This is a genomic window from Pseudoxanthomonas sp. z9, assembly GCF_006542425.1.
GTDB lineage: Bacteria > Pseudomonadota > Gammaproteobacteria > Xanthomonadales > Xanthomonadaceae > Pseudoxanthomonas_A.
The window spans coordinates 657,403-680,735 of the sequence record NZ_VFID01000007.1; the positions used below are offsets into that span (position 1 = coordinate 657,403).

Consider the following 23,333-nt stretch of genomic DNA (forward strand, 5'->3'; position numbering starts at 1 on the left):
CGCGATCCGTTGGGGAACGGGGGCGTGATGTCCGGCGGAAGCCGGATGACAGGGGGCCAGCCTGATCGGAGCACGGCCGTACAGGGGCGGCCGTGGCTCCGCGCGGAACCCGGCCGGACACGCGCCTATTCGCCGTCGACGCCCGCCAGATCCATCACCCACTTCGGCACCTCGGGCTCGCCGGCGTAGAAGGTCCTCGGTTTCTTTTCCGCCATCGCCCAGCGGTGCAGCCAACTCGGGCCAAAGCGCCCGTCATAGCCTTCCTCGCCGCGCCGGTAGGCAGGGTCGCGCAGGGCTGCTTCCAGCGTCACGAAGGTATAGCCGCGACGACGCGCGCCGTCGATCAATCCGGCGAACGCGACCGCGTTGAGTTCGTTGGCGTGCATCAGCCAGATCTGCGGCAACGCGTAGCCCAGCAGGGCCTGCGATTGCTTTTCGTAGTAGTCGAGCTTGTTGAGCATGTAGGGCACGTAGCCCTTGCGCAGGCGCTCGAGCGTGGCATCGCGATCGGTGCTGGCGGTTTGCACCAGCACGTTGGCGTAGGCGAACGCCCAGACCCATTCGCCGTTGTCGACCGTGACCGGGGCGATGCGGTAACCGTGCGTGGCCAGGAAATCCGTCAAGGCGGCGCGATCGGCCGGGGTGCGGCCCGCGCGGAGGTAGGGATGGCGGAACCAGCGCGGCGCCCTGCCCCGTTCGGCCAGCAGCGGGCGCAGCACGCGTTCGCCCTCGAGGATGTCTTGCTCGAAGGCGGGCAGGCCGACTTCGTGCAGATCCACGTGACCGAAGGTGTGGTTGCCCAGTTCATGGCCGGCATCGCGCCAGTCGCGCAGCATCCGCAGGCGTTCGGGCTGCACTACGCCCTCCACCTCCAGCTTGCCCTCGTTGACGAAGCCCACCACCGGCACGTCGGCCTGGCGCAGTTGCGCCATCAAGCGTGCGTGCCATTGCGGCAAATCCACCACCGGTTTTTCGCCCAGGCGTTGCCAGGGCAGATCGTCGATGGTGACGGCGATACGGCGATCCGGGGCGGTCGCCGTGGTGGACTCCCGCATGGCCGCCGGTTCGGCGGCGCGTGCCGCGCAGGACAACGCGCAGGACAACAGAACGAACATGGCACAGCACAGGTGGAACGCGCGCATCGGCACCGCCCGGAAAGAAGGATGGCGCCGAGCTTATCCCGTGCCGGGTCATCCGCGCCTGTGCCGGCGGCCGGCCTTCACGCCGCGGCCACCGCCGGCGCCAGCAACCGTTCGATCTTGGAATGCAGATCGGGATGCGCGGGCACGCGCAGGCCGAATTCCCGATGCAACACCTGGATCACCGCGTCCGCGTCGGCCAGCGCGTGGCGCTCGCTGGCCGCGCCCATCCGGTGGATCGCGAAGCTGCCGCCCTTGAGGGTCTTGCGCCAGCCCGGGCCGGTACGCGCCACCCGCAATTGATCGCGGAACGTTGAATCCGGATGGGTGGACACGTACCAGTTGCCCACCACGAAATCGATGTCGGCCTGTCGCTGCAGGTCGAATGCGTACAGCGGCCGCCACTCCCCGGCCACCCGCGCGCGCAGGGTGTACAGGCCTTCGCCGGACTCCAGCCGATAGACCTCGTGCGGGGTGGACTGCGCCTCGGTGCTTTCCAGTTGCAGCGGCGCGGTGGGCACCATGCCGCCGAAGCCGACATCGGTGATCCAGGACTCGCCGTCGATTTCGACGAGCACCAGCATGTGCGTGCGCGCGGGAACGGTGTCGGCCGTGCCGTCCATCAGCACCCGCCCGGTCAGCCCGCGCGCCTCGAAGCCGAGTTGTTGCAGCAGGGCCAGGAACATGCGGTTGAGTTCGAAACAGTACCCACCGCGGCCTTCGAACAACAGCTTGCGTTCCAGCGACGGCAGGTCCAGCGGCACCGGCAGGCGCAGCAGGGTCGAAAGCGTCTCGAAGGGAAACTCGGCGGTGTGCCGCTGCTGCAATTCGCGCAGGGTATCCAGCGTGGGCGGCGGCGCGGCGGCATAACCCAGCCGTTGCAGGTAGGGGTAGGCATGCTGCAGGGTCGGAATCATGGGCGTGCCGGGATCGTGGGGGACCGCCACTGTGCACCCTCAAGCCCGCTTGAGGTCAAGGCCGTCCGGCGACCGCGCCGATCCGCGGTCGCCCCTCCGCCCGATCGCCGCGCGAACGGGCGTTTCAAGCTGCAGCACCCGCGCTATCGGGCCTGCCGGAAGCGCCAGCCGTAGTTGTTGCCCGGCAGGATCGGCAGGGTGTCGCGATAGGCGCGCATGCGTTCCTCATTGGTCGGTGCCGTTGGAACCGCATGGCGCGCGGGATGCTGCAGGGAAAGGAACGCCAGCGGCCCCAGGGTGGCCCGCATGGCGCGGATGAAGTCCGAATCGTTCATGGCGCACCTGCCTCTGTCGTGGCGATGGCGCACCCGGTGCGGACTTGGAAGGAACCGCCCGCAGGCCGGTGCTTCGATCGGAACAACGCGGCGGCCCGCGGGGAACGGCCAAGGGCACCGGCGACCGGCGATGCCGCACCGCAACTCGCATGTAAACGTTTACATCACTAGTATCCGGGCATCCGCGGGATCCCGCGGCCTCCCCGCCACGCTCGAGGGCTCGCGATGTCCGGTTCCACCGTTGTCCGCCGCACCCGCCTCACCCTTCGCCACGGACTGGCCCTGACCGCCCTGCTCGGGCTGCCGCTGGCGCAGGCCCAGCAGCCCCTGCCGCCGCGCGCCGAATGGAAGGCCAGCAGTTCCTCCACCACCAACCCGGCCATGGCCCCGGCCATGGGCATCGACGGCAATCCCAAGACCTACTGGGGCGGGCCGTTCTCGGCCGGCCACTGGTACCAGGTGGATCTGGGCCGCACCACACCGGTGGGCGGCGTGCTCATCCGGTGGGAAGGCGGCTTCGCCACCCATTACCTGATCCGCTACTCCAGCGATGGCCGGCAGTGGCGGGACGCCGTGCGGGTGACCGGCGGCAAGGGCGGCATCGAATACGTGATGTTCCCGAGCGTGCAGGCGCGCTATCTGCGGCTGGTGGCACCGGATCGCACGGCCGATTGGGGCGTGTCCGTGGGCGAGTTCGAGCCGGTCGCGCACGCGCCGCGCCTGCGCGGCCTCAGGGGCGATGGTGATACCGACACCCTGTGGATCGGCGGCGCGGCGCGCGTGCTGGACAAGCACAAGCCGCTGGAAATCGAACTGCCACGCCCGTTGGCGCTGGCAGGCCTGGAAGTCACCTGGAAAACCCCGCCCGGCCGCGCGCGGCTGGAGGCGCGCGGTGCGGACGGGCGCTGGACGCCCTTGGCCGAGGATCCGGAGGTAGAAGGCGCATCTTCCTTTCTCGCCGCACCGGAGGTCCACGAGGCCACTGCGCTGCGGCTGACGACCGAAGGCGGCGATGGCGCGATCGTGGATCGCCTGCAGTTGCTCGGCCCCAAGCGGCTGATGACGCCGATGCGGCGCTACGAGATCGCCGCCACACGCCGCCATAGCGAATTGTTCCCGTCGTCGCTGAAGCAGCAGCAGGTGTACTGGACTGCAGTCGGCATTCCTGGCGGCCTGCAGAAATCGGTGTTCGACGAATACGGCAACCTGGAAGCGTTCAAGGGTGCGCCGCTGGTGCAACCGGTCTGGCGCGATCGCGGCGGCCGCGCCGCGGCGGCATTCAACGCCGATCTGCGCCATAGCCTGCGCGAAGGCTGGATGCCGATGCCGGCGGTGGAATGGTCGCCGCAGCCGGGACTGTCGCTGCGCAGCGAAGCCATCGCGATCGAGCAGAACGGCGCGCCGGTCACCCTGGTCCGGTATCGCCTGCGCAACACCGGTGACCAGCCGGTGGACGGACAACTCTCGCTGCTGACGCGGCCGATGCAGATCAGTCCGCCGTGGCAGAACGGCGGCTTGTCTCCCTTGCATGCCATCGCGGTGGAAGACGGCGCGGTACGGGTGAACGGGCGACGCCTGTTCCAGTCGCTGACGCCGCCCTCGGCCGCGGGCGTATCGGCATTCGGCGCGCACGGGGAAGGCGAGATCACCCGCCACGCGGCGCAGGGCGATGTGCCCGCGCAGCGCAGCGTGGCGGATCCGGACGGCCTGGCCGCGGCGATCCTGCAATATCCGGTGGAGCTGCGGCCGGGCGAGCATCGCGACGTGGTCATCGCGTTCGCGCTGGGCAACGCGCGCCTCGACACCCAGGCCCGGCAATGGCCCGACGCGCCCGCGCTGGACCGGGCGGCGCTGACCGCCGGTGGCGATCCCGGCGCGGCCTTCGACGCGCTGGCCGACACCCTCGCGCAGCAGTGGCAATCGCGTCTGGGCCGTATCGGCCTGAGCCTGCCGGATGCCTCGCTGGTGGACATGCTGCGCGCGCAGGCCGCCTACATGCTGATCAACCAGAGCGGCCATGCGATGCAGCCGGGGCCGCGCAACTACAACCGTTCCTTCATCCGCGACGGTGCCGCCACCGCGGCGATCCTGCTGCGCATGGGCATGGGCAAGACCGCCCGCGATTACCTGCACTGGTATGCGGGCCATGCGGTGCATCCGAACGGACTGGTCTCGCCGATCCTCAATGACGATGGTTCGGTGAACACCGGCTTCGGCTCGGATCTGGAGCACGACAGCCAGGGCCAGTTCGTCTGGCTGGTCGCGGAAATCGCGCGGCTGGACGGCGGCGCGGCCAGCGTCCGCGAGTACCAGGACGAAGTGAAGCGCGCGCTGCGCTTCCTGCAGGAACTGCGGGAGCGCACGATGGTGCCCGGCTACCTGGCCGACCGCGAGGCGCCGGAACGCTTCCACGGCATCATCGCGCCGTCGATCAGCCACGAAGGCTACCCGGTGCCGACCCACAGCTATTGGGACGACTACTGGGCGCTGAAGGGCTGGCACGACGGCGCCTGGCTGGCCGAGCAATGGGGCGACCGGGAAACCGCTGCGTGGGCGCGCGAACAGTACGCCGCGCTGAGGGATTCGATGTCGGCGTCGATGCGCGCGACGATGAAATGGAAAGGCATCGACTACGTCCCGGCTTCCGCCGATCTGGGCGACAGCGATCCCACCAGCGTCTCGATCGGCCTGGATCCGACCGGCCAGCAGGATCTGATGCCTGCCGATGCGCTGGCGCGTACCTTCGCCCGCTACCTGGCCGACGTGCGCAAGCGCACGCCCGACGCGCTGTACGCCTACACGCCCTACGAGATGCGCAACGTGCTGACCTACGTGCACCTGGGACAACCGGCCGAAGCCAACGAGTTGCTGCGGGATCTGGTGCGTCATCGCCGTCCGGCCGAATGGCAGGTGATCGCGGAGGTCGTCTATTCGGATCTGCGCCACGCGATTTATCTCGGCGACATGCCGCACACCTGGATCGGTTCGGAGTACGCGCGCTCGATTTTCGGCATGCTGATGTACGAGGCCGATGATCACCTGTCGCTGTTGCCCGGCACGCCGCCGGAATGGGTGGCCGGCGAAGGCTTGTCGGTCGATGGCCTGCCCACGGCCCATGGCACGCTGAAGATGCGTGCGCGTCGCGAAGGCGGACAGTTGCGGATTTCGCTGGGCGATGGCCTGCGCGGCGACACGCCGATCACGGTCAGCTGGCCCGGCCGCTCCGTGCCGAAGCAGGTGACCGTCGATGGCCGCCGCGTGCTCGATTTCGACGCCAACGGCGTGCGGCTCGCGCGTCCCTTCAAGGAACTGACCGCGCAATGGTAGGGCCGGGCTTGCCCGGCTGCTGTTTCGCGCCGGACCGGATGCTCCGGGTAGCGGAGCAAGCTCCGCGCTACGGGGTGGCGAGGCGTTCCTCGATGGCCGAGAACGCCGAACGTCCACCGGCGCGCGCTTCGGGAACGCCGGTGACGAAGTAGGCCACGCCCGTGCCGGCCACCGGATCCACCCAGAGCCCGGACAGCAGGCCATAGGCGGAACCCGAATGGCCGAAACGGGCCACTCCATCGCCGAACGGGTCGTCGTGGCAACCCTCGCGCGGCGTCGCCAACGTCTGCACCGCCAATCCGTAGCGACAGAAGAAGCCGCGTCCGCCCTGCCCGCTCTCGTCTTCCTCCGACGTCAGGCCGCTGCCCGGCGCATAACGCCACTGCGGTTCCGCCAGGGTCCGCACCGATTCCGGACGCAACAGGCGAATCCCGTCCACCTCGCCTTCGCCCAGGAGCAGGCGGCCGATTTTCGCCAGCCCGTTCGCCGAAATCCGCAGGCCACCTTGCGGCGAGAACAGCGCGCCGTTGTCGCCGGCCCGCCAGCGCGCCAGATCGCAGCCGCCATCCGCCGCCGGCACCACCGGGCATGCCGGACGCTGCCCGCGGTTGTCATCGCGTACGGGCGCACCTGCCCCGTCATACAGCACCACCGCGCGCGCGGCGGTCGCATCGTCGCAACTGGCCCAGTTGAAACAGCCTGCGATCTCCAGGGGATCCAGCACCAGGCGCTGCATCAACCTGTCGAAGCGCTCCCCGCTCGCCCTCTCCATCACCGATGCAATCAGCGGAAAATCCAGGTTTGCGTAGCGGAAGAACGTGCCTGGCGCGTGTGCCGGATCCCAGGCGCGCGGATCGGCCAGCACATCCTGCAGCAAGCCGCCCAGCGGCACCTGGTAATACCCCGCCGCGTCGGTCAGGCCGGCACGGTGCGAGAGCAGCAGGCGCAGGGTGATGGGGTCATCGGGAAAGGCCGGGTTGCGCAGCCGCCACCCGAGCCACCGCGATACGTCGGCATCCAGATCCAGTTGTCCCGACTCGACCAGCCGCATCACCCCGATCGCGGTGACCAGCTTGGATATCGAGGCGATGCGCACCGGATCGTCCGCCGTCACCGCGCGCCCTGCGGCGATGTCGGCCAGACCCTGTGCGCGGGTGGCGGTCACGCCATCGCGATCGAAGGCGACGCGAACGGTCGCGATCGGCTCGCCGGCCCGCGACGGCGTCGCGGCCAGCAACAGCGCAAGCAGAAATCCGGTACGCACCATCATGCTCTCCTGTGACATCGGACGATCCAGGCAAGCGAGTCGTGCAACGCCCGCCGTGTCGTGGATCGAAGCCTACTGCATCACCTTCCGATAGACGACCACCAGGGCAGCGGACGAGAACACCGCGCGATGGCGAAACGCCGTTGATGCGACGCGTCATCACCGGGTGCATGGCGCGCGTGTGGCGAGCCAGGAACGAAGACGGCGGGCGCCGTGTTCTAATCCACACCATGCCTCCCGCGCCCACCCTCGACGACCTGCGCCGCCATGCGGTGGCGCGCACGCTGCCCGCCCCGACCACGCTGCTGACCGCCATCCGCCGCCTGGGTTTCGTGCAGGCCGATCCGATCCGCGCACCCGCGCGGGCGCAGGATCTGACCCTGCGCCATCGAGTGAAGGACTATCGCGCCGGCGATCTGGAGCGTCGCTACGCGCGGCTGCCGGTCGAGGAGGATTGCCTGGTCAACTACGGATTCCTGCCGCGCGAGCACCTGGCGCTGATGCACCCGCGCGTGTCATCGCGGCCCTGGGACGCGCAGACACGGCGCCGGGCGGCCGATGTGCTGGCCTTCGTGCGGGAGCGTGGCGCCGTGCATCCGCGCGAGGTCGATCAAGCGTTCGCGCATGGCCGGGTGACCAACTACTGGGGTGGCACCAGCAACGCCAGCACCCATCTGCTCGATGGCATGCACTACCGCGGCATGCTGCGCGTGCAGCGCCGCGACAGCGGTACCCGCATCTACACCGCCGCCGAGCATCCGGTCGCCGAAGACAGCGAAACGGCGCGCGTCCAGCGCGCCGCCGCCCTGCTCGATCTGGTCGTGCGCAAGTACGCGCCCTTGCCTTCGGCCAGCCTGACCTACCTGGCGCGGCTGCTGGGCTACGGCGCCCCGCATCTGGCCACGCAGATCCAGATCGCGCTGCGACAGGCACGCGCGCAACTGGCCAGCGGCACCATCGACGGCACCACCTGGTACTGGCCGGCCGATGAGAATCCGCGCTCGCGGCGTTTCCAGGCGGACGAGCGGGTGCGCCTGCTGGCGCCATTCGATCCGGTGGCCTGGGATCGCCGCCGCTTCGAGCAGCTCTGGGGCTGGAGCTACAAGTTCGAGGCCTATACACCGGCGGCCAAGCGCCGTTTCGGCTACTACGCGCTGCCGCTGCTGTGGCGCGATCAGGTGGTCGGCTGGGCCAACGTCACCGCGAAGGAAGGCCGCCTGCAGCCGAGCTTCGGCTATACCGGCCGCTCGCCGGCGAAAGATCCGGCTTTCCGCCGCGCACTCGAGGAAGAACTGGACGACATGACCCGGTTTCTCGCTGGGCATGCCTCCGCCTGATCGCCACCTGCCTACCCGGGGAGGTGTCATCGCCGGGAACGATGGCACGGAACGCCGACGTCAACCGGATCGCGCGGGACACCACTATTTTCCACGCAACGTCGACGCACTGCCCTACTTCAGGCACGCGCCCAACTGGTTCTCCGCATACCACAGCGCGCGCCGCGCCTGGTCGTAGGCCGCGTCGCCGCGGCGCGGCAGCATCTGCTTGGCCATGATCGGATCGGCGCCGTGGGCGAGCGCGTACTCGACCTGCTCCAGTTCGGTCAGGTGGGTGCGCGCGGTAGCCAGCAGCTTCCGCACCTTCGCCGCGTCGCACGAGTCAGCGCGCTTCTGCAACCCTTCCATCGTGGCGCGGATCCGGCGGCTGGCTTCGCCCGCCAGGCCCGGCACCTTCTCATGCGGGATGGGCGCCGCCTTGTAGGCATCGCCGGTTTCCGCGCGTCCCAGGTCTGAAGCCTGCTCATAGGCCTGCGGTTTGAATCCCACCTCCGGCGGGGGGCGCGCGCGCACCGTCTGTCGCTCTTCGCCGAAGATTTTCTTCCCGATGGCCGCCAGACCGTCGCCGAGTTTGCGCGCGGCCTGCTGCCCGAGGGTGCCATCGCTGGCCCAGGTGCCACCGAACGGACTGTCGGGATCGGTTTCGATGGGATTGGGCGGATACAGCAGATCCCGGGCGCGCTTGAGTTCGCGTTCGTTGGGCAGGCCCGGCGGATTGGCGGAAGGCTCGTTCTTGGCCATCGGATCGATGCGCGCCTGCGGCGGCAACCGGGCCCGACCGGTCTCGCGGTCATACAGGCGGTCGACCACCCGGTTCTCCGTGGGAACGGGTGGCACGGTGCGTCGGGCTTCCGGCCGCGCCGCGTTCGCCGGCGTGGTCGTGCGGGGTGGCGCGGTCGTGTCCGGTGCTTGCGCCGCGGCGGCATCCGGCGATCGGCGAACATCGGCGGAAGGAGGCGCGGGTGACCAACGCGGCCGTTCCAGGTAGACCACCCGCAGCGAATCGTCGTCGCGCGCAGTAGGCAACATGGGGCCCTTCAGCAGCAGCTTGCCCATCAACAGGAGGATGGCGGCGGCGGTAGCCGCGGCGATGACGCGTGAGGCGGATTCATCGGGATAGGCGAATCTCACGCGTTCTGCAGCCTTCTGGGCGACGATGGGCATCCGCTTCAACGAGCGGACAGGATGCCGGTTGACCGATGTTGCCTCTGCAAGTTCCCATCGTTGAAGTCCCCCCGCAGTATTTCACGTGCCTGCGTTTTCCTGCTATTCATGCGCTCGTTTGCGCACGATGTTTGTTTTTCGTTTTTCGGTGGCAGGCACCGCGCGACAGCCTTGTGGCGCGGGCGAATGTCCAGGTCGCCACGCCGATGCATGGGATCACGTCCCGCGAAAACGCAGGCGAATCGCGACAAGAAAAAAGGCGGCCCGGTGGCCGCCTTTTTCTGTTTGCTATCGATGGTCTGATCAAACGCCGGTCGGGTTGGCCTTCTCCACGTCGATCTTGTACTGCTTGATCGCGCGGGCGACGTCCTTGCCGGTCATCTTGCCTTCCTTCGCCAGCGCCGCGATGGCGGCGTGCGCGATGTAGTAGCGGTCGACCTCGAAGAAGCGACGCAGGTTGGCGCGGGTGTCGCTGCGGCCGAAGCCGTCGGTGCCCAGCACGGTGTACTGGGTCGGCACGAAGGCGCGGATCTGGTCGGCATAGCCGCGCACGTAGTCGGTGGCGGCGATGGCCGGGCCCTGGCGACCTTCCAGCTGTTCGGTCACGTAGGCCTTGCGCGGCGCCTTGGCTTCCGGATTCAGGCGGTTCCAGCGTTCGGCGTCGAAACCGTCGCGGCGCAGCTCGTTGAAGCTCGGGCAGGACCAGATGTCGGCGGTGACGCCGAAGTCCTTGTCCAGCAGTTCCGCCGCCGCGATCGCCTCGCGCAGGATGGTGCCGCTGCCGAGCAGTTGCACGCGCAGCTCGCCCTTCTTCGGCTTGCCCGCGTCCTTCAGCAGGTACATGCCCTTGATGATGCCGTCGGCCGCGCCTTCCGGCATGTCCGGGTGGGCGTAGTTCTCGTTCATCAGGGTGATGTAGTAGTACTCGTCGATCTGCTCCTGCATCATCCGCTGCACGCCGTGCTGCAGGATCACCGCGACTTCATAGCCAAAGGTGGGATCGTAGCTGCGGCAATTCGGAATCGCGCCGGCCAGCAGGTGGCTGTGGCCGTCCTCGTGCTGCAGGCCCTCGCCATTCAGGGTGGTGCGGCCGGCGGTGCCACCGAGCAGGAAGCCACGGGTGCGCATGTCCGCCGCCTGCCAGGCCAGGTCGCCCACGCGCTGGAAGCCGAACATCGAGTAGTAGATGTAGAACGGCAGCATCGGCACGTTGCTGACCGAGTAGCTGGTGCCGGCCGCCATCCACGACGCGATCGCGCCCGGCTCGCTGATGCCCTGCTGCAGCACCTGGCCGCTCTGGTCCTCGCGGTAGTACATCAGCTGGTCGGCGTCGACCGGCTTGTACTTCTGGCCGAACGGCGCGTAGATGCCGATCTGGCGGAACATGCCCTCCATGCCGAAGGTGCGCGCCTCGTCGGCCACGATCGGCACGATGCGCGGGCCGATCTGCTTGTCGCGCAGGGTGATGTTCAACGCCTGCACGAACGCCATGGTGGTGGAGATCTCGCGCTCGCCGGTCGACTTGAGCAGGCGCTCGTAGGTCTCCAGCCTGGGCGCCTCGAACGACTCGGCGGCCTTGCGACGGCGCTGCGGCAGGTAACCGCCCAGCGCGGCGCGGCGTTCCTTCAGGTACTGCACTTCCGGCGAATCCTCGCCCGGATGGTAGAACGGGATCTGCGAGGCTTCTTCCAGCTGCTTGTCGGTGATCGGGATATTGAAGCGATCCCGGAAGGTGCGGATGGCGTCGTCGTCCAGCTTCTTGGTCTGGTGGGTCGGGTTGAGCGATTCACCGGCCGAACCCATGCCGTAGCCCTTGACCGTCTTGGCCAGGATCACGGTCGGCATGCCCTGGGTGTTCACCGCCTCGTGGAACGCGGCATAGACCTTGTGCGGATCGTGGCCGCCGCGGTTCAGGCGCCAGATGTCGTCGTCGGAGAGGTTGGCGACCATGGCCGCGGTCTCCGGGTACTTGCCGAAGAAATTCGCGCGGGTGTAGGCGCCACCGAAGGCCTTGCAGTTCTGGTACTCGCCGTCGACGGTTTCCATCATCAGCTTCTTCAGCACGCCGTCGGTGTCGCGCGCCAGGAGCGGATCCCAGTAGCTGCCCCACAGCAGCTTGATCACGTTCCAGCCGCCGCCGCGGAACACGCCTTCCAGCTCCTGGATGATCTTGCCGTTGCCGCGCACCGGGCCGTCCAGGCGCTGCAGGTTGCAGTTGACCACGAAGATCAGGTTGTCCAGGCCTTCGCGGCCGGCCAGTGCGATCGCGCCGAGGGTCTCCGGCTCGTCCGACTCGCCGTCGCCGATGAAGCACCACACCTTGCGGTCGGACTTCTCGATCAGGCCGCGGTGCTCCAGGTATTTCATGAACTGCGCCTGGTAGATCGCCGCCAGCGGGCCCAGGCCCATCGACACGGTCGGGGTCTGCCAGAAGTCCGGCATCAGCCACGGATGCGGATACGAGGAAATGCCCTGGCCGTCGACTTCCATGCGGAAGTTGTCCAGCTGCGCCTCGTTGATGCGGCCTTCCAGGAAGGCGCGCGCGTAGATGCCCGGCGAGCTGTGGCCCTGGATGAACAGCAGGTCGCCCGGATGCTTGTCGCTGGGCGCGCGCCAGAAGTGGTTGAAGCCCACGTCATAGAGTGTCGCGCCGGAAGCGAAGCTGGCGATGTGGCCGCCAAGGTCGCCGGGCTTGCGGTTGGCGCGCACCACGGTGGCCATCGCGTTCCAGCGGATGATCGAGCGGATGCGCCATTCCAGCGCGGCGTCGCCGGGCGACTTGGCCTCGTTCTGCGGCGCGATGGTGTTGACGTACTCGGTGGTGGGCGAGAACGGCAGGTAGGCGCCCGCGCGGCGCGTGACTTCGACCATGCCTTCCAGCAGCTGATGTGCACGCAGGGCGCCGTTCTTCTCGATCACCGCCTGCATCGAATCGATCCATTCGCGGGTTTCCAACGGATCCGGATCGCTCTGCAGCATCTCGTTCAACCAGTTCATTACCACTCCCAATCTGTCGCGCGGGGCCGCGCGGACGTTGTCGTTTTCAGGACTTTGAAGTGTAGCGCACCGCCCCTGTCCCGATCTGGCTACGCGGGCGTATGGATTCGTGATTTTTTCGTTGTCCCGGCCGGTTTGACCACACCAAAATGAGACCTCTGGCGCTGCGCGCCGGGTGCCCGGGCGACGTATCATCCGTGCGGGGGGACACATCGCAGGGATTCGGGGTGCCGCATGAAGGGAAGTCGGCAGGACGGGGCTTTGTCGCCGGAGCGGACCGGCGTGGTGCATTGGCGCCGGAGCCTGCGCACCCGCATCGCGCTGTGGTCGGGCGTGATCAACGTCGCCGTGCTCCTGCTGCTGGCGGTCGGCATCGCCTGGTTCGCGCGCCGGCTGATCATCGAGGATGCCCGCCGCGACACCATCGCCAGCACCCAGGAAGCCGCCGACCGGCTGGACACCGCCCTGCGCGCGATCGTCATCACCACCAGCGGATTGTCCGATCTGCTGGCCAATTCCAATCTCGACCCGGCCGAACTCACCACCACCCTGCGGGCGATGGTGCGCGCCACGCCCGGCAGCGTCGGCGGCCTGCTGGTGGTCGAACCGGAGCAGCCCGGACAGGCCGGATTCGCGCGCTACATCAGCGCCAACGGCCGGGATCGCGATTTCATCGCCGACGGCTACGACTACCGCGCACAGGGCTGGTACCGGCGCACGGTGTCCGCGCCCGGCGGCTGGTGGTCCGAACCCTATCTCAACCGCACCGCCGGCGACGTCTGGATGGTGACCTACAACCGTCCGCTGCGTCCGCAGGGCCGTGGCGTGACCACACGCGGCATGGTCAGCCTGGACGTCCCGCTGTCCGAACTCACCGGCAGCTTCGAGAGCCTGGCCAACCTGCCCGGCTGGCGGGTCTCGCTGGTCGCGCCGGCCGGCACGCTGGCCGCGAATCCCGATGTCGGGGTGGAAGACAACCTCACCCTGGAACAGCACATCCGCCGTGCCGGGCGCCCGGATCTGCAACCGGCCGCCGACGCGGTGCGCCTGCACCAGCCGCTACAGCTGATGCATACCGACGCGCGGACCGGCGAGAAGCGATTCACCGTGGTCGAGCCGATCGGCCAGAGCGGATGGAGCCTGCTGGTGGCGCAGTCCTACGCGCTGATCATGGCGCGCCTGGATCAGGCGCTGGGCTGGCTGCTGGCCGGCGGCGCGGTGCTGGCCCTGCTGTGCATGCTGCTGGTGCGGCGGCTGGCCGGCCGCATCAGCCAGCCGGTCGAACAACTGACCGCCTCGGCCGCGTACCTGGCCGAGGGCCACTACGACACCCCGGTGCCCTATACCCGCCGCCAGGACGAGGTCGGCCTGATGGCGCGCACGCTGGAACACGCGCGCACCTCCATCCAGCGGCAGTTGGCGGAAATCGAGGAGATGGGCGCGGCCCGGCAGAAGCTGGAGAGCGAACTGGCGATCGCGCGCGACATCCAGCTGGCGATGCTGCCGCCCGGACGCGTCATCGATCGCGATGACCGCCATCTGGAAGTCTTCGCACTGCTGGAACCGGCCAAGGCGGTCGGCGGCGATTTCTACAGTTTCATTGAAGGCGGCGACGGCCGACTGTGGTTCGCGATTGGCGATGTCTCCGACAAGGGCGTGCCGGCGGCGCTGTTCATGGCACGCACGGTCACCGTGCTGGAAGTCGCCGCGCGCGCCGGCGACTCGCCGTCTGCGGTGCTGGCGGAAGCCTCGCAACGACTGGTGGAAGGCAACGACACCTGCATGTTCGCCACCGTGCTGTTCGGCTGCGTGGATCCGCGCAGCGGCCAGTGCGTGCTGGCCAGCGCCGGCCACGACGCCCCGCTGCTGTTGCATGCGGACGGCGCCTGCGAAACGCTGCCGGTCGCCTCCGGCCCGCCGCTGGGTTTCGAGGTCAGCCAGGAGTTTCCGCTGTGGCGGGGCCGGCTGCCGGCCGGCGCTACCCTGCTGGCCTACACCGATGGGGTCACCGAGGCGTTTGACCCGACGCAGCGCGCGTTCGGCCTGGAGCGCCTGATCGACGGGCTGCGCCCGGACGAGAGCGCGCGGATGCAATGCGAGGACGTGATCGCGCGGGTGCATGGTTTCGCCCATCCGGCGCCGCAGTCGGACGACATCACGGTGCTGGCGATGCGCCTGCGCCAGGATCACCGGATTCAACCACGCGTGGAGGAGGCAGCCACATGCTGATACGCCTGATCGTGCCGGGCGAATACGCCCGGGTGGAAGATCTCAACGCCTCGCTGGAGGCCGTGCTCAACCGCCACGGCATGGCCCGGGCCATCCGTGACGACGTAAGGCTGATCGTCGAGGAACTGGCCAGCAACGCCATCGACTACGGCGGCGAACCGGTCGCCGGCACCGCCCAGCACGAACTGTCGGTGGACATCAACATCGAAGGCGATCTGCTGCACCTGGAGTTCCGCGACACCGGCGCGCCGTTCGATCCGCTCAGCGCGCCGGAACCCGACATCGACGCCGACATCCGCGATCGCGCCATCGGTGGCCTCGGCGTCTACCTGATCCGGCAACTGGCGCACCGGATCACCTACCAGCGCATCGACGCCTGCAATGTCCTGCGCGTCAGCCTGCGCATTCCCCAACCGGAGAGCGAACCATGAGCCTGGAAATCACCCTGCTGCCGCCCGGGCAGGGCAGCCAGCGCGTCACCGTGGCCGGCCGCCTGGACACCCATACCTATGAAGACCTCGACGAGGCGCTGGCACCATTGATGACGTCCCAGTTGCACTCGCTGGTGCTGGACCTGTCGCAACTGGAATACATCAGCAGCGCCGGCATCCGCTCGATCTTCAAGGCCCGCAAGACCCTGGCCGCGCATGGCGGCAAGGTGCTGGTGGTCAATCCGCAGCCGCAGATCCAGAAGGTGTTCGACGTGGTCAAGGCGGTGCCGCTCAACGATATCTTCGGCTCCACCGCCGAGGCGGACGCCTATCTGGACGCGATGCAGCGCAAGGTCCTGCAGGGCGATGACAGCGACTGACGCCGCCTGTCACACTGTCCGGCCTACCGGGGGCGCTCAGGGACACCGCGCATGAGTCTGGACATCGACATCTATCCACCCGTCAACGGCAACCAGTACATCGTGCTGGCGGGCCGACTGGACTCGCATACCCACGAGGCGCTGGACGATCAGCTGGAAGCGCTGCTCGCCGGCCGGCCGCAGGCGCTGGTGCTGGATCTGGCGCACCTGGAATACATCAGCAGCGCCGGGGTGCGGTCGATCCTGAAGGCACGCAAGGCGCTGGCGCCACATGAAGGCAAGCTGCTGCTGGTGCATCCGCAGGAGCAGATCCGCAAGGTCATCGAGATCGTGCAGGCGGTACCGATGGACAGCATCTTCGCCAGCACCGAGGAAGCCGACGCGTATCTGGATGCGTTGCAGCGGGATATCCTGGGCGGATCGTGAGGTCGCCAGGAGCGAGCGCTCCTCAACCGCCGAATGGCGGATCAATCCCCCTCAATCCCCCTTTTGCAAAGGGGGAGGCAGAAGCGGGTTTCCAGGCAATCCTGCGACTGGGGATAGCCCCCTTTTTAAAAGGGGGCGGGCACCTGCGAAGCAGGTGACGGGGGATTTGCTCTTGGCGCCAAAAGCAAATCCCCCTCAATCCCCCTTTTTCAAAGGGGGAGGCAGAAGCGGGTTTCCAGGCAATCCTGCGGCTGGGGATAGCCCCCTTTTTAAAAGGGGGCGGGCACCTGCGAAGCAGGTGACGGGGGATTTGCTTTCGGCGCCAAGAGCAAATCCCCCTCAATCCCCCTTTTTCAAAGGGGGAGGTAAAAGCGGGTTTCCAGGCAATCCTGCGGCTGGGAATGGCCCCCTTTGAAAAAGGGGGCGGGCACCTGCGAAGCAGGTGACGGGGGATTTGCTTTCGGCGCCAAGAGCAAATCCCCCTCAATCCCCCTTTTGCAAAGGGGGAAGTAAAAGCAGCGCTGACATAATCTCTTTGCACCGGGCCAGTGGCAGCAACGGCGAAGCGTTCCCGCATCCCGGCCATCCCGCCCTCGCGGGATGGCCATGCGCCATCTCAACCCAGGCTGGCCTTTTCCGCTTCCAGCTGCGCGCGGATCTGCGCGTCCACCGCGGCGATGGCGGTCATGTTGACCACCCGGCGCGGGGTGGCGCTGGTGGTCAGGATGTGGACCGGCTTGGAGATGCCCATCAGGATCGGGCCGATGGCCACGCCGTCGGTGACCACGCGCACCATGTTGTAGGTGATGTTGGCCGCGTCCAGGTTGGGCAGGACGAACAGGTTGGCGCGTCCGCTCAGGGTGCTGCCCGGCATGATGCGCTGGCGCAGCACCTCGTCCCAGGCGGTATCGCCCTGCATTTCGCCGTCGACGTTGAGATCGGGCTTGCGCTTGAGCAGCAGCTCGCGCACCTGCCGCATCTTGGTCGAACCGCGGGTTTCATGGCTGCCGAAGTTGGAATGCGACAACAGCGCGATGCGCGGTTCGATGCCGAACAGCTTCAGCCGGTACGCCGCCTGCAGGGTGGCCTCGGCGATCTGCTCCGCGGTCGGATCTTCCTGCACGTGGGTATCCAGGAAGAAGTACGCGCCCTGGTTGTTGATGACGCCGGTCATCGCCGAGGTCGACTGCACGCCCGGATCCAGCGGAATCACGCTGCGCACGTAGCCCAGCTTCTTGTGGAAGCGGCCGACGATGCCGCTGACCATCGCGTCGGCCTCGCCGCGCGCGACCATCACCGCGGCAATCAGGGTCGGGCGCGAACGCATCAGGTTCTTGGCCGCGGCCGGGGTGACGCCGCGACGCGCGGTCAACGCGTGGTAGTACTGCCAGTAGTCGTTGAAGCGCGGATCGTCGTTGATGTTGGTCAGTTCGAAATCCACGCCCGCGCGCATGCGCAGGCCCAGGCGTTCGATGCGCGCGTCGATGACGTCCGGGCGGCCGATCAGGATCGGGAAGGCCAGGCCCTCGTCGATGACCGTCTGCACCGCGCGCAATACCGTCTCCTCCTCGCCCTCGGCGTAGGCCACGCGCTTGCGGTCGGCGCGCGCGCGGTCGTAGACCGGCTTCATCATCAGGCTGGTGCGGTAGACGAACTGGCCCAGCTTTTCGCGGTAGGCCTGCAGGTCGGCCATCGGCCGCAGCGCCACGCCCGAATCCATCGCCGCCTTGGCCACCGCCGGCGCCAGTTCCACCAGCAGGCGCGGATCGAACGGGCGCGGGATCAGGTATTCGGGACCGAAGCACGGAATGTCGTCACCGTAGGCGGTGCCCAGGTCCGAGGCTTCGCGCCGCGCCAGGTCGGCGATGGCGTGCACGCATGCCAGCTTCATCGCCTCGTTGATGCCGGTGGCGCCCACGTCCAGCGCGCCGCGGAAGATGTAGGGGAAGCAGACCGCGTTGTTGACCTGGTTCGGATAGTCCGAGCGGCCGGTGGCGATGATGCAGTCCGGGCGGACCTGCCGGGCCAGTTCGGGCAGGATTTCCGGATTGGGGTTGGCCAGCGCCAGGATGATCGGCTTGTCGGCCATGGTCGCGACCATTTCCGGCTTCAGCACGTTGGCGGCGGACAGGCCCAGGAAGAGGTCGGCGCCATCGACGATTTCGGCCAGGGTGCGCTTGTCGGTGTCGCGGGCGTAGCGCGCCTTGTCCGGGTCCAGGTGCGGGCGGCCGGTGTAGAGCACGCCGTCGCGATCCACCGCCAGGATGTTCTCCGGCTTCAGGCCCAGCGCCACCAGCATGTCCAGGCAGGCGATGCCGGCGGCACCGGCGCCGCTGGTGGCCAGCTTGACGTCCTCTATCTTCTTGCCGACCACTTCCAGCGCGTTGACCACCGCCGCGCCGACGATGATCGCGGTGCCGTGCTGGTCGTCGTGGAAGACCGGAATCTTCATCCGCTCGCGCAGCTTGCGCTCGACGATGAAGCACTCCGGCGCCTTGATGTCTTCCAGGTTGATGCCGCCGAAGGTCGGCTCCAGGCTGGCGATGATGTCGACCAGCTTGTCCGGATCGGTCTCGTCGATTTCGATGTCGAACACATCGATGCCGGCGAACTTCTGGAACAGCACGCCCTTGCCTTCCATCACCGGCTTGCCGGCAAGCGCGCCGATGTTGCCCAGGCCCAGCACCGCGGTGCCGTTGGAGACCACGGCGACCAGGTTGCCGCGCGCGGTCATCTCGCTGGCGGCGTTGGGATCCTCGACGATGGCTTCACAGGCATAGGCCACGCCCGGCGAATACGCCAGCGCCAGGTCGCGCTGGGTCAGCATCGGCTTGGTCGGGGCGACCTTGATCTTGCCGGGGGGCGAAAGACGGTGGTATTCGAGGGCGGCCTGCTTGAAATCGTCGTTGGACATTACGGGCGGTCTGGGCAATAGCGCGAAAGAGGCTCGATTCTACCCCCTGCGGCGAGGGTCTGCCGGCTTTCCGGCGCCATGGATCGCTGAAACGGCGAGGGTGAGCTGTCTCAGTCCGCGCGGGCGGGCAACGGCGATTCCAGCAGGGTTTCCCCGTCCGCCGCGCCGCCGCCCAGTGCCCGATCGAGCTTCTGCCGGTCCAGCGCGCCTTCCCAGCGCGAGACCACCACGGTCGCCACGGCATTGCCGATGAAGTTGGTCAGCGAGCGGCACTCGCTCATGAACCGGTCCACGCCCAGGATCAGCGCCATGCCCGCCACCGGCACCGTCGGCACCACCGACAGCGTCGCCGCCAGGGTGATGAAGCCGGCGCCGGTCACGCCGGCCGCGCCCTTGGAGCTGAGCATGGCCACCAGCAGCAGCGTGATCTGCTGGCCCAGGGTCAGGTCGGTGTTGGTGGCCTGGGCGATGAACAGCGCGGCCAGGGTCATGTAGATGTTGGTGCCGTCCAGGTTGAATGAGTAGCCGGTGGGCACCACCAGGCCGACCACCGATTTTTCGCAACCGGCCTTCTCCATCTTCTCCATCAGCGAAGGCAGTGCCGATTCGGACGAGGACGTGCCCAGCACCAGCAGCAGTTCAGCCTTCAGGTAGCGCGCCAGCCGCAGCACCGAGAACCCGCACAGGCGCGCCACCGTGCCCAGCACCACCAGCACGAACAACAGGGAGCTGACATAGAAGGTGCCGACCAGCCAGGCCAGATTCGTCAGCGATTCAATGCCGTATTTGCCGATGGTGAAGGCGATGGCGCCGAACGCACCGATCGGCGCGGCCTTCATCAGCAGGTGCACCAGCTTGAACACCGGCACGGTCAAGGCCTCCAGCAGATCCAGCACCGGACGGCCGCGATCGCCGGTCATCGCCAGGGCGATGCCGAACAGCGCCGCGATCAGCAGCACCTGCAGGATGTTGCCGGAGACGAACGCGCCGACCAGGGTGCCGGGAATGATGTCGAGCAGGAACCCGGTCAGGGTCAGCTCGTGGGCCTTCTCGGCATAGTCGTGCACCGCCTTGGCGTCGAGCTGGGCCGGATCGATGTTCATGCCCGCGCCGGGCTGGACCAGGTGCGCGACCACCATGCCCACCACCAGCGCCAGGGTGGAGAAGAACAGGAAGTAGATCATCGCCTTGCCGAACACCCGCCCCACCTTGCTCAGCTGGGTCATGCCGGCGACGCCGGTGACGATGGTCAGGAAGATCACCGGCGCGATGATCATCTTTACCAGCTTGATGAAGGCATCGCCCAGTGGCTTGAGCTGCTCGGCGAAGGCCGGTTCGAAATGGCCCAGCAGCGCGCCCAGCGCGATCGCCACCAGCACCTGCGCGTACAACTGGCGGTGGAGCGGCAGGCGGGCGCCGGCGCCGGCCGGAGCGGATTCGGTGGAAACGTGCATGGGACACCTCGACGAAGGTTTTCGCTTCGGTGGCTGTTGTACGTCCGCGGATGCCCGGTGCCGATAACGCATTGGTACTAGCTAATCCAATGGTATTAGGCGTCGCCGCTTCACGCGTCGCGCGGCGGAGACGCCGACGGCGCCATCGCGCGGATTCGCCGGGCTTTTCCCGGCCTCGCATGCATGCCCGGCGTAGCGGGCGGCCGCGCGCGGACATGACGCGGGTCTGGTGAATCGCGCCGGTCTGCGTGACCATCCCGCCATGCCCTTCTTCCGTACGCCCCGCCGTCGCGCCGGCCTGTTCCTGCTGCTGGCCGTCGTGGCGATCGCCATCGCCGCGCTGAGCCTGGTCGCGATGCGCCAGCTGGAGCGGCGCAGCCTGCTCGACGACGCCGCCCAGGCGCGCGAGCAGTTGCGCCTGCACGGCGACGCGCTGCAATCGCTGATCGAACGCCACCGGGTGCTGCCGGCGGTGCTGGCGCTGGACCCGGACATCCGCGCGGCGCTGGCGCACGGCAACGTCGATGCGGCGGATTCGGAGCGGCTCAGCCGCAAGCTCGAACGCGTCAACGGCGCCGCAGCCACGTCCACCCTCACCCTGCTGGATCGGGATGGACTGGCACTGGCGGCCAGCAACTGGCGCATGGCCGACGCCAGCAACGTCGGCAACCGCTACCACTTCCGCCCCTACTTCCAGCAGGCCATGCGCGAGGGCAGCGGCACGTTCTATGCCGAGGGCGTCACCACCGCGGTGCCCGGCTACTTCCTGTCCGAGGCGGTGCGTGACGATGCCGGGCGCGCGATCGGCGTGGTGGTGGTGAAGGTGGTGCTGCGGCCGCTGGAACGAACCTGGGCCGAAGCCCCGGAGATCGTGTTCGTCAGCGACAGCAATGGCGTGATCTTCCTTTCCAGCCGGACCGGCTGGCGCTACCGCGTGCTGCACGCCCTGGCCCCCGCCACCCGGGAACGGCTCGCCCGCACGCGCCAGTACGGACAGATCCCGCGCCTGCCGTTGGAATACCGGATCACGGCGGATCTCGGCCAGCAGGTCCATCGCGCGCAGCTGCCCGACGCGGGCGACGTGATCTGGGTATCGCAGTCACTGCCGCGCCAAGGCTGGACGCTGAACCTGCTGCGCTCCACCCACGACAGCGTCGCCGCCGCGCGCACGATGGCCGCGGCGGTGGCGGCGGGCCTGCTGGTACTGGCGCTGCTGGGCTTCGTGCTGTGGCAGCGGCGCCGGCTGGCGCAACTGCGCGAGCGCAGCCGGTTGGAACTCGAACGCCTGGTCAAGCACCACGCGCAGGAACTACGCAGCGCCCAGGATGGGCTGGTGCAGGCCGCGCATGCCGCCGACTACGGCGAAAGCCCCAGCCTGCAGCATCTGCCGCAGGGTGTCTGCGTGGTCGACGCCCGGCTCAACCTGGTGGCGTGGAACCGGCGCTACATCGAGCTGTTCCGGTTTCCGCCCGGCTTCATCCACGTCGGCCGCCCGATCGCCGACGTGTTCCGCTACAACGCCGATCGCGGCCTGCTCGGCCCCGGCCCCATCGACGAAGCCATCGAGCGCAGGCTCAACCACCTGCGCTCGGGCAAGCCGCACATGCACGAACGCGAGCGCGGCGATGGCAGCGTCATCGAGATCCGCGGCAATCCGCTTCCCGATGGCGGTTTCGTCACCAGCTACGCCGACATCACCGCCTACAAGAACGCCGCCCGCGATCTGCGCTCGCTGGCCGACACGCTCAGCCGCCGCATCGACGAGCGCACCCGCGATCTGGCTGACGCCAAGCGCGAGGCCGAGGACGCCAACCGTTCCAAGACCCGCTTCGTCGCCGCGGCGGTGCACGACCTGCTGCAGCCGCTGAACGCGGCGCGCATGTTCCTGTCGGCGCTGCGTGGCCGCCTGCCGGATCCCGGCACGCGCGACATCGCCGACAATATCGACAACGCGCTGGCCGCGCAGGACGGCATTCTCAACAGCCTGCTGGATATCTCGCGGCTGGAATCCGGCGCGCTGGAAACGCATGCGCGGGACTTCGCCCTGGATCCGCTGCTGGCGGCGCTGGCGCGGGAATTCGGGATCCTCGCGGCAGCGCGCGGCCTGCGCCTGGAACGGGTCGCCACCTCGTCCGTGGTGCGCAGCGATGAGGCGCTGCTGCGCCGGATCCTGCAGAACTTCCTGTCCAACGCGATCCGCTACACGCCGCGTGGACGAATCGTGCTGGGTTGTCGTCGCCAGGGGGATCAGGTGCGCATCGAGATCCACGACACCGGCCCCGGCATTCCGGAGGCGCGGCAGCGGGAGATCTTCGAGGAATTCCGTCGCCTGGATGGCGGCGGCGAGGAGCGCGGCGCGGGGCTCGGCCTGGCGATCGTCGATCGCATCGCGCGCCTGCTCGGCCATCGCATCGGCCTGCATTCACGACTGGAACACGGCAGCGTGTTTTCCGTCAGCGTGCCGCGCGGCGACCCGGCCACCGCCCTGGCCAGCGAAGATCTGCGCGGCCCGGATGACGCACCGACGACCGAAGAAGCGGCCACCGATTCGCTGCTGGCCGGTTGCCGGGTCTGGTGCATCGACGACGACGCGCGGGTGACCCGTGCGACCCGCCTGCTGCTGGAACGCTGGGGATGCTGGGTGGAACTGGCGGGCGGCGTGGAGCAGGCCCGGGCGGCGGCACGCGTCGATGACGCGCCGGACCTGCTGTTGCTGGACGTGCGGCTGGGCGACACCACCGGCCCGGCGTTGTTCGAGCAACTGGCGCGCCGCTGGCAACGCGAACCGGCCGTGCTGCTGTTCACCGCCGAGCAGGACGAAGCACTGCGGACGCTGGCGCGGGAGCGGAACTGGGGATTCCTGTCCAAGCAGGCGCGCACTTCCGCGCTGCGCTCGCTGATGACCCATCTCTACCAGCGCTCGCGTTGACATACTTTGCTCGATCGGTTTCCCGTCATCCCCGGCTTGCTTTCATTGCAGGTCACTGCGCGATTCCCGTCCGCCCGATGCGCTGAC

At 68.1% G+C, this 23,333-nt stretch carries 15 protein-coding genes; 7 read left to right on the forward strand and 8 right to left on the reverse strand.

What is annotated here, in order from left to right:
• Positions 1-125: 125 nt before the first annotated feature.
• The 3 genes from FG323_RS10150 to FG323_RS10160 form a co-directional block, all read right to left on the reverse strand.
• A complete protein-coding gene (locus FG323_RS10150; RefSeq protein WP_255470150.1) occupies positions 126-1,055 on the reverse strand; it encodes a polysaccharide deacetylase family protein in 930 nt (309 codons plus the stop codon).
• 164 nt (positions 1,056-1,219) lie between these two features.
• On the reverse strand, positions 1,220-2,056 hold the full coding sequence (locus FG323_RS10155) for an arylamine N-acetyltransferase (protein ID WP_141454396.1): 837 nt from the start codon (positions 2,054-2,056) through the stop codon (positions 1,220-1,222).
• Between the two features lie 143 nt (positions 2,057-2,199).
• On the reverse strand, positions 2,200-2,391 hold the full coding sequence (locus tag FG323_RS10160) for a hypothetical protein (RefSeq protein ID WP_141454398.1): 192 nt from the start codon (positions 2,389-2,391) through the stop codon (positions 2,200-2,202).
• 225 nt (positions 2,392-2,616) lie between these two features.
• Here FG323_RS10160 and FG323_RS10165 point away from each other — a divergent pair, with 225 nt between their 5' ends.
• Positions 2,617-5,718 (forward strand): discoidin domain-containing protein, encoded by a 3,102-nt coding sequence (locus FG323_RS10165; protein ID WP_141454399.1) that lies wholly within the window; start codon positions 2,617-2,619, stop codon positions 5,716-5,718.
• A 67-nt stretch (positions 5,719-5,785) separates the two neighbouring features.
• Here the strand turns inward: FG323_RS10165 and FG323_RS10170 are convergent, their stop codons facing one another.
• Positions 5,786-7,003, reverse strand: coding sequence for a serine hydrolase domain-containing protein (locus FG323_RS10170; protein WP_249889421.1), 1,218 nt, complete (start codon positions 7,001-7,003; stop codon positions 5,786-5,788).
• 212 nt (positions 7,004-7,215) lie between these two features.
• Between FG323_RS10170 and FG323_RS10175 the strand changes: the two genes are divergently transcribed.
• Positions 7,216-8,322, forward strand: a complete 1,107-nt coding sequence (locus tag FG323_RS10175; RefSeq protein WP_141454401.1) for a crosslink repair DNA glycosylase YcaQ family protein — start codon at positions 7,216-7,218, stop codon at positions 8,320-8,322.
• A gap of 114 nt (positions 8,323-8,436) precedes the next feature.
• On the opposite strand, the gene FG323_RS10180 is transcribed toward FG323_RS10175, so the two are convergent.
• The gene (locus FG323_RS10180) at positions 8,437-9,453 is read right to left on the reverse strand and encodes a hypothetical protein (protein WP_141454402.1); all 1,017 of its coding nucleotides are present in this window, start codon (positions 9,451-9,453) and stop codon (positions 8,437-8,439) included.
• Positions 9,454-9,789: 336 nt separating this feature from the next.
• A complete protein-coding gene (gene aceE / locus FG323_RS10185) occupies positions 9,790-12,483 on the reverse strand; it encodes a pyruvate dehydrogenase (acetyl-transferring), homodimeric type (protein WP_141454404.1) in 2,694 nt (897 codons plus the stop codon).
• A 234-nt stretch (positions 12,484-12,717) separates the two neighbouring features.
• On the opposite strand from aceE, the gene FG323_RS10190 reads away from it, so the two are divergent.
• From FG323_RS10190 to FG323_RS10205, 4 genes are read left to right on the forward strand one after another with little or no spacing between them, the layout of a single operon-like run.
• Positions 12,718-14,712: a SpoIIE family protein phosphatase gene (locus tag FG323_RS10190; protein ID WP_141454405.1), complete on the forward strand. Its 1,995-nt coding sequence runs from the start codon at positions 12,718-12,720 to the stop codon at positions 14,710-14,712.
• Positions 14,706-15,143 (forward strand): ATP-binding protein, encoded by a 438-nt coding sequence (locus FG323_RS10195; RefSeq protein ID WP_181444162.1) that lies wholly within the window; start codon positions 14,706-14,708, stop codon positions 15,141-15,143. The genes FG323_RS10190 and FG323_RS10195 overlap by 7 nt, the downstream gene beginning before the upstream one ends.
• The gene (locus FG323_RS10200) at positions 15,140-15,523 is read left to right on the forward strand and encodes an STAS domain-containing protein (RefSeq protein ID WP_141454408.1); all 384 of its coding nucleotides are present in this window, start codon (positions 15,140-15,142) and stop codon (positions 15,521-15,523) included. The genes FG323_RS10195 and FG323_RS10200 overlap by 4 nt, the downstream gene beginning before the upstream one ends.
• Before the next feature lie 51 nt (positions 15,524-15,574).
• Positions 15,575-15,949 carry an STAS domain-containing protein gene (locus tag FG323_RS10205; protein WP_141454410.1) on the forward strand — a complete coding sequence of 125 codons (375 nt, stop codon included), beginning with the start codon at positions 15,575-15,577 and terminating at the stop codon, positions 15,947-15,949.
• 616 nt (positions 15,950-16,565) lie between these two features.
• On the opposite strand, the gene FG323_RS10210 is transcribed toward FG323_RS10205, so the two are convergent.
• Together FG323_RS10210 and FG323_RS10215 are read right to left on the reverse strand one after the other, a co-directional pair.
• Positions 16,566-18,863: an NADP-dependent malic enzyme gene (locus FG323_RS10210; RefSeq protein ID WP_141454412.1), complete on the reverse strand. Its 2,298-nt coding sequence runs from the start codon at positions 18,861-18,863 to the stop codon at positions 16,566-16,568.
• A gap of 110 nt (positions 18,864-18,973) precedes the next feature.
• Complete coding sequence (locus tag FG323_RS10215; protein WP_141454414.1) at positions 18,974-20,317, reverse strand: dicarboxylate/amino acid:cation symporter; 1,344 nt, start codon at positions 20,315-20,317, stop codon at positions 18,974-18,976.
• Positions 20,318-20,579: 262 nt separating this feature from the next.
• Here FG323_RS10215 and FG323_RS10220 point away from each other — a divergent pair, with 262 nt between their 5' ends.
• Entirely contained in the window at positions 20,580-23,246 is a 2,667-nt protein-coding gene (locus FG323_RS10220) for a PAS-domain containing protein (protein WP_141454416.1), read from the forward strand.
• Positions 23,247-23,333 lie beyond the last annotated feature (87 nt).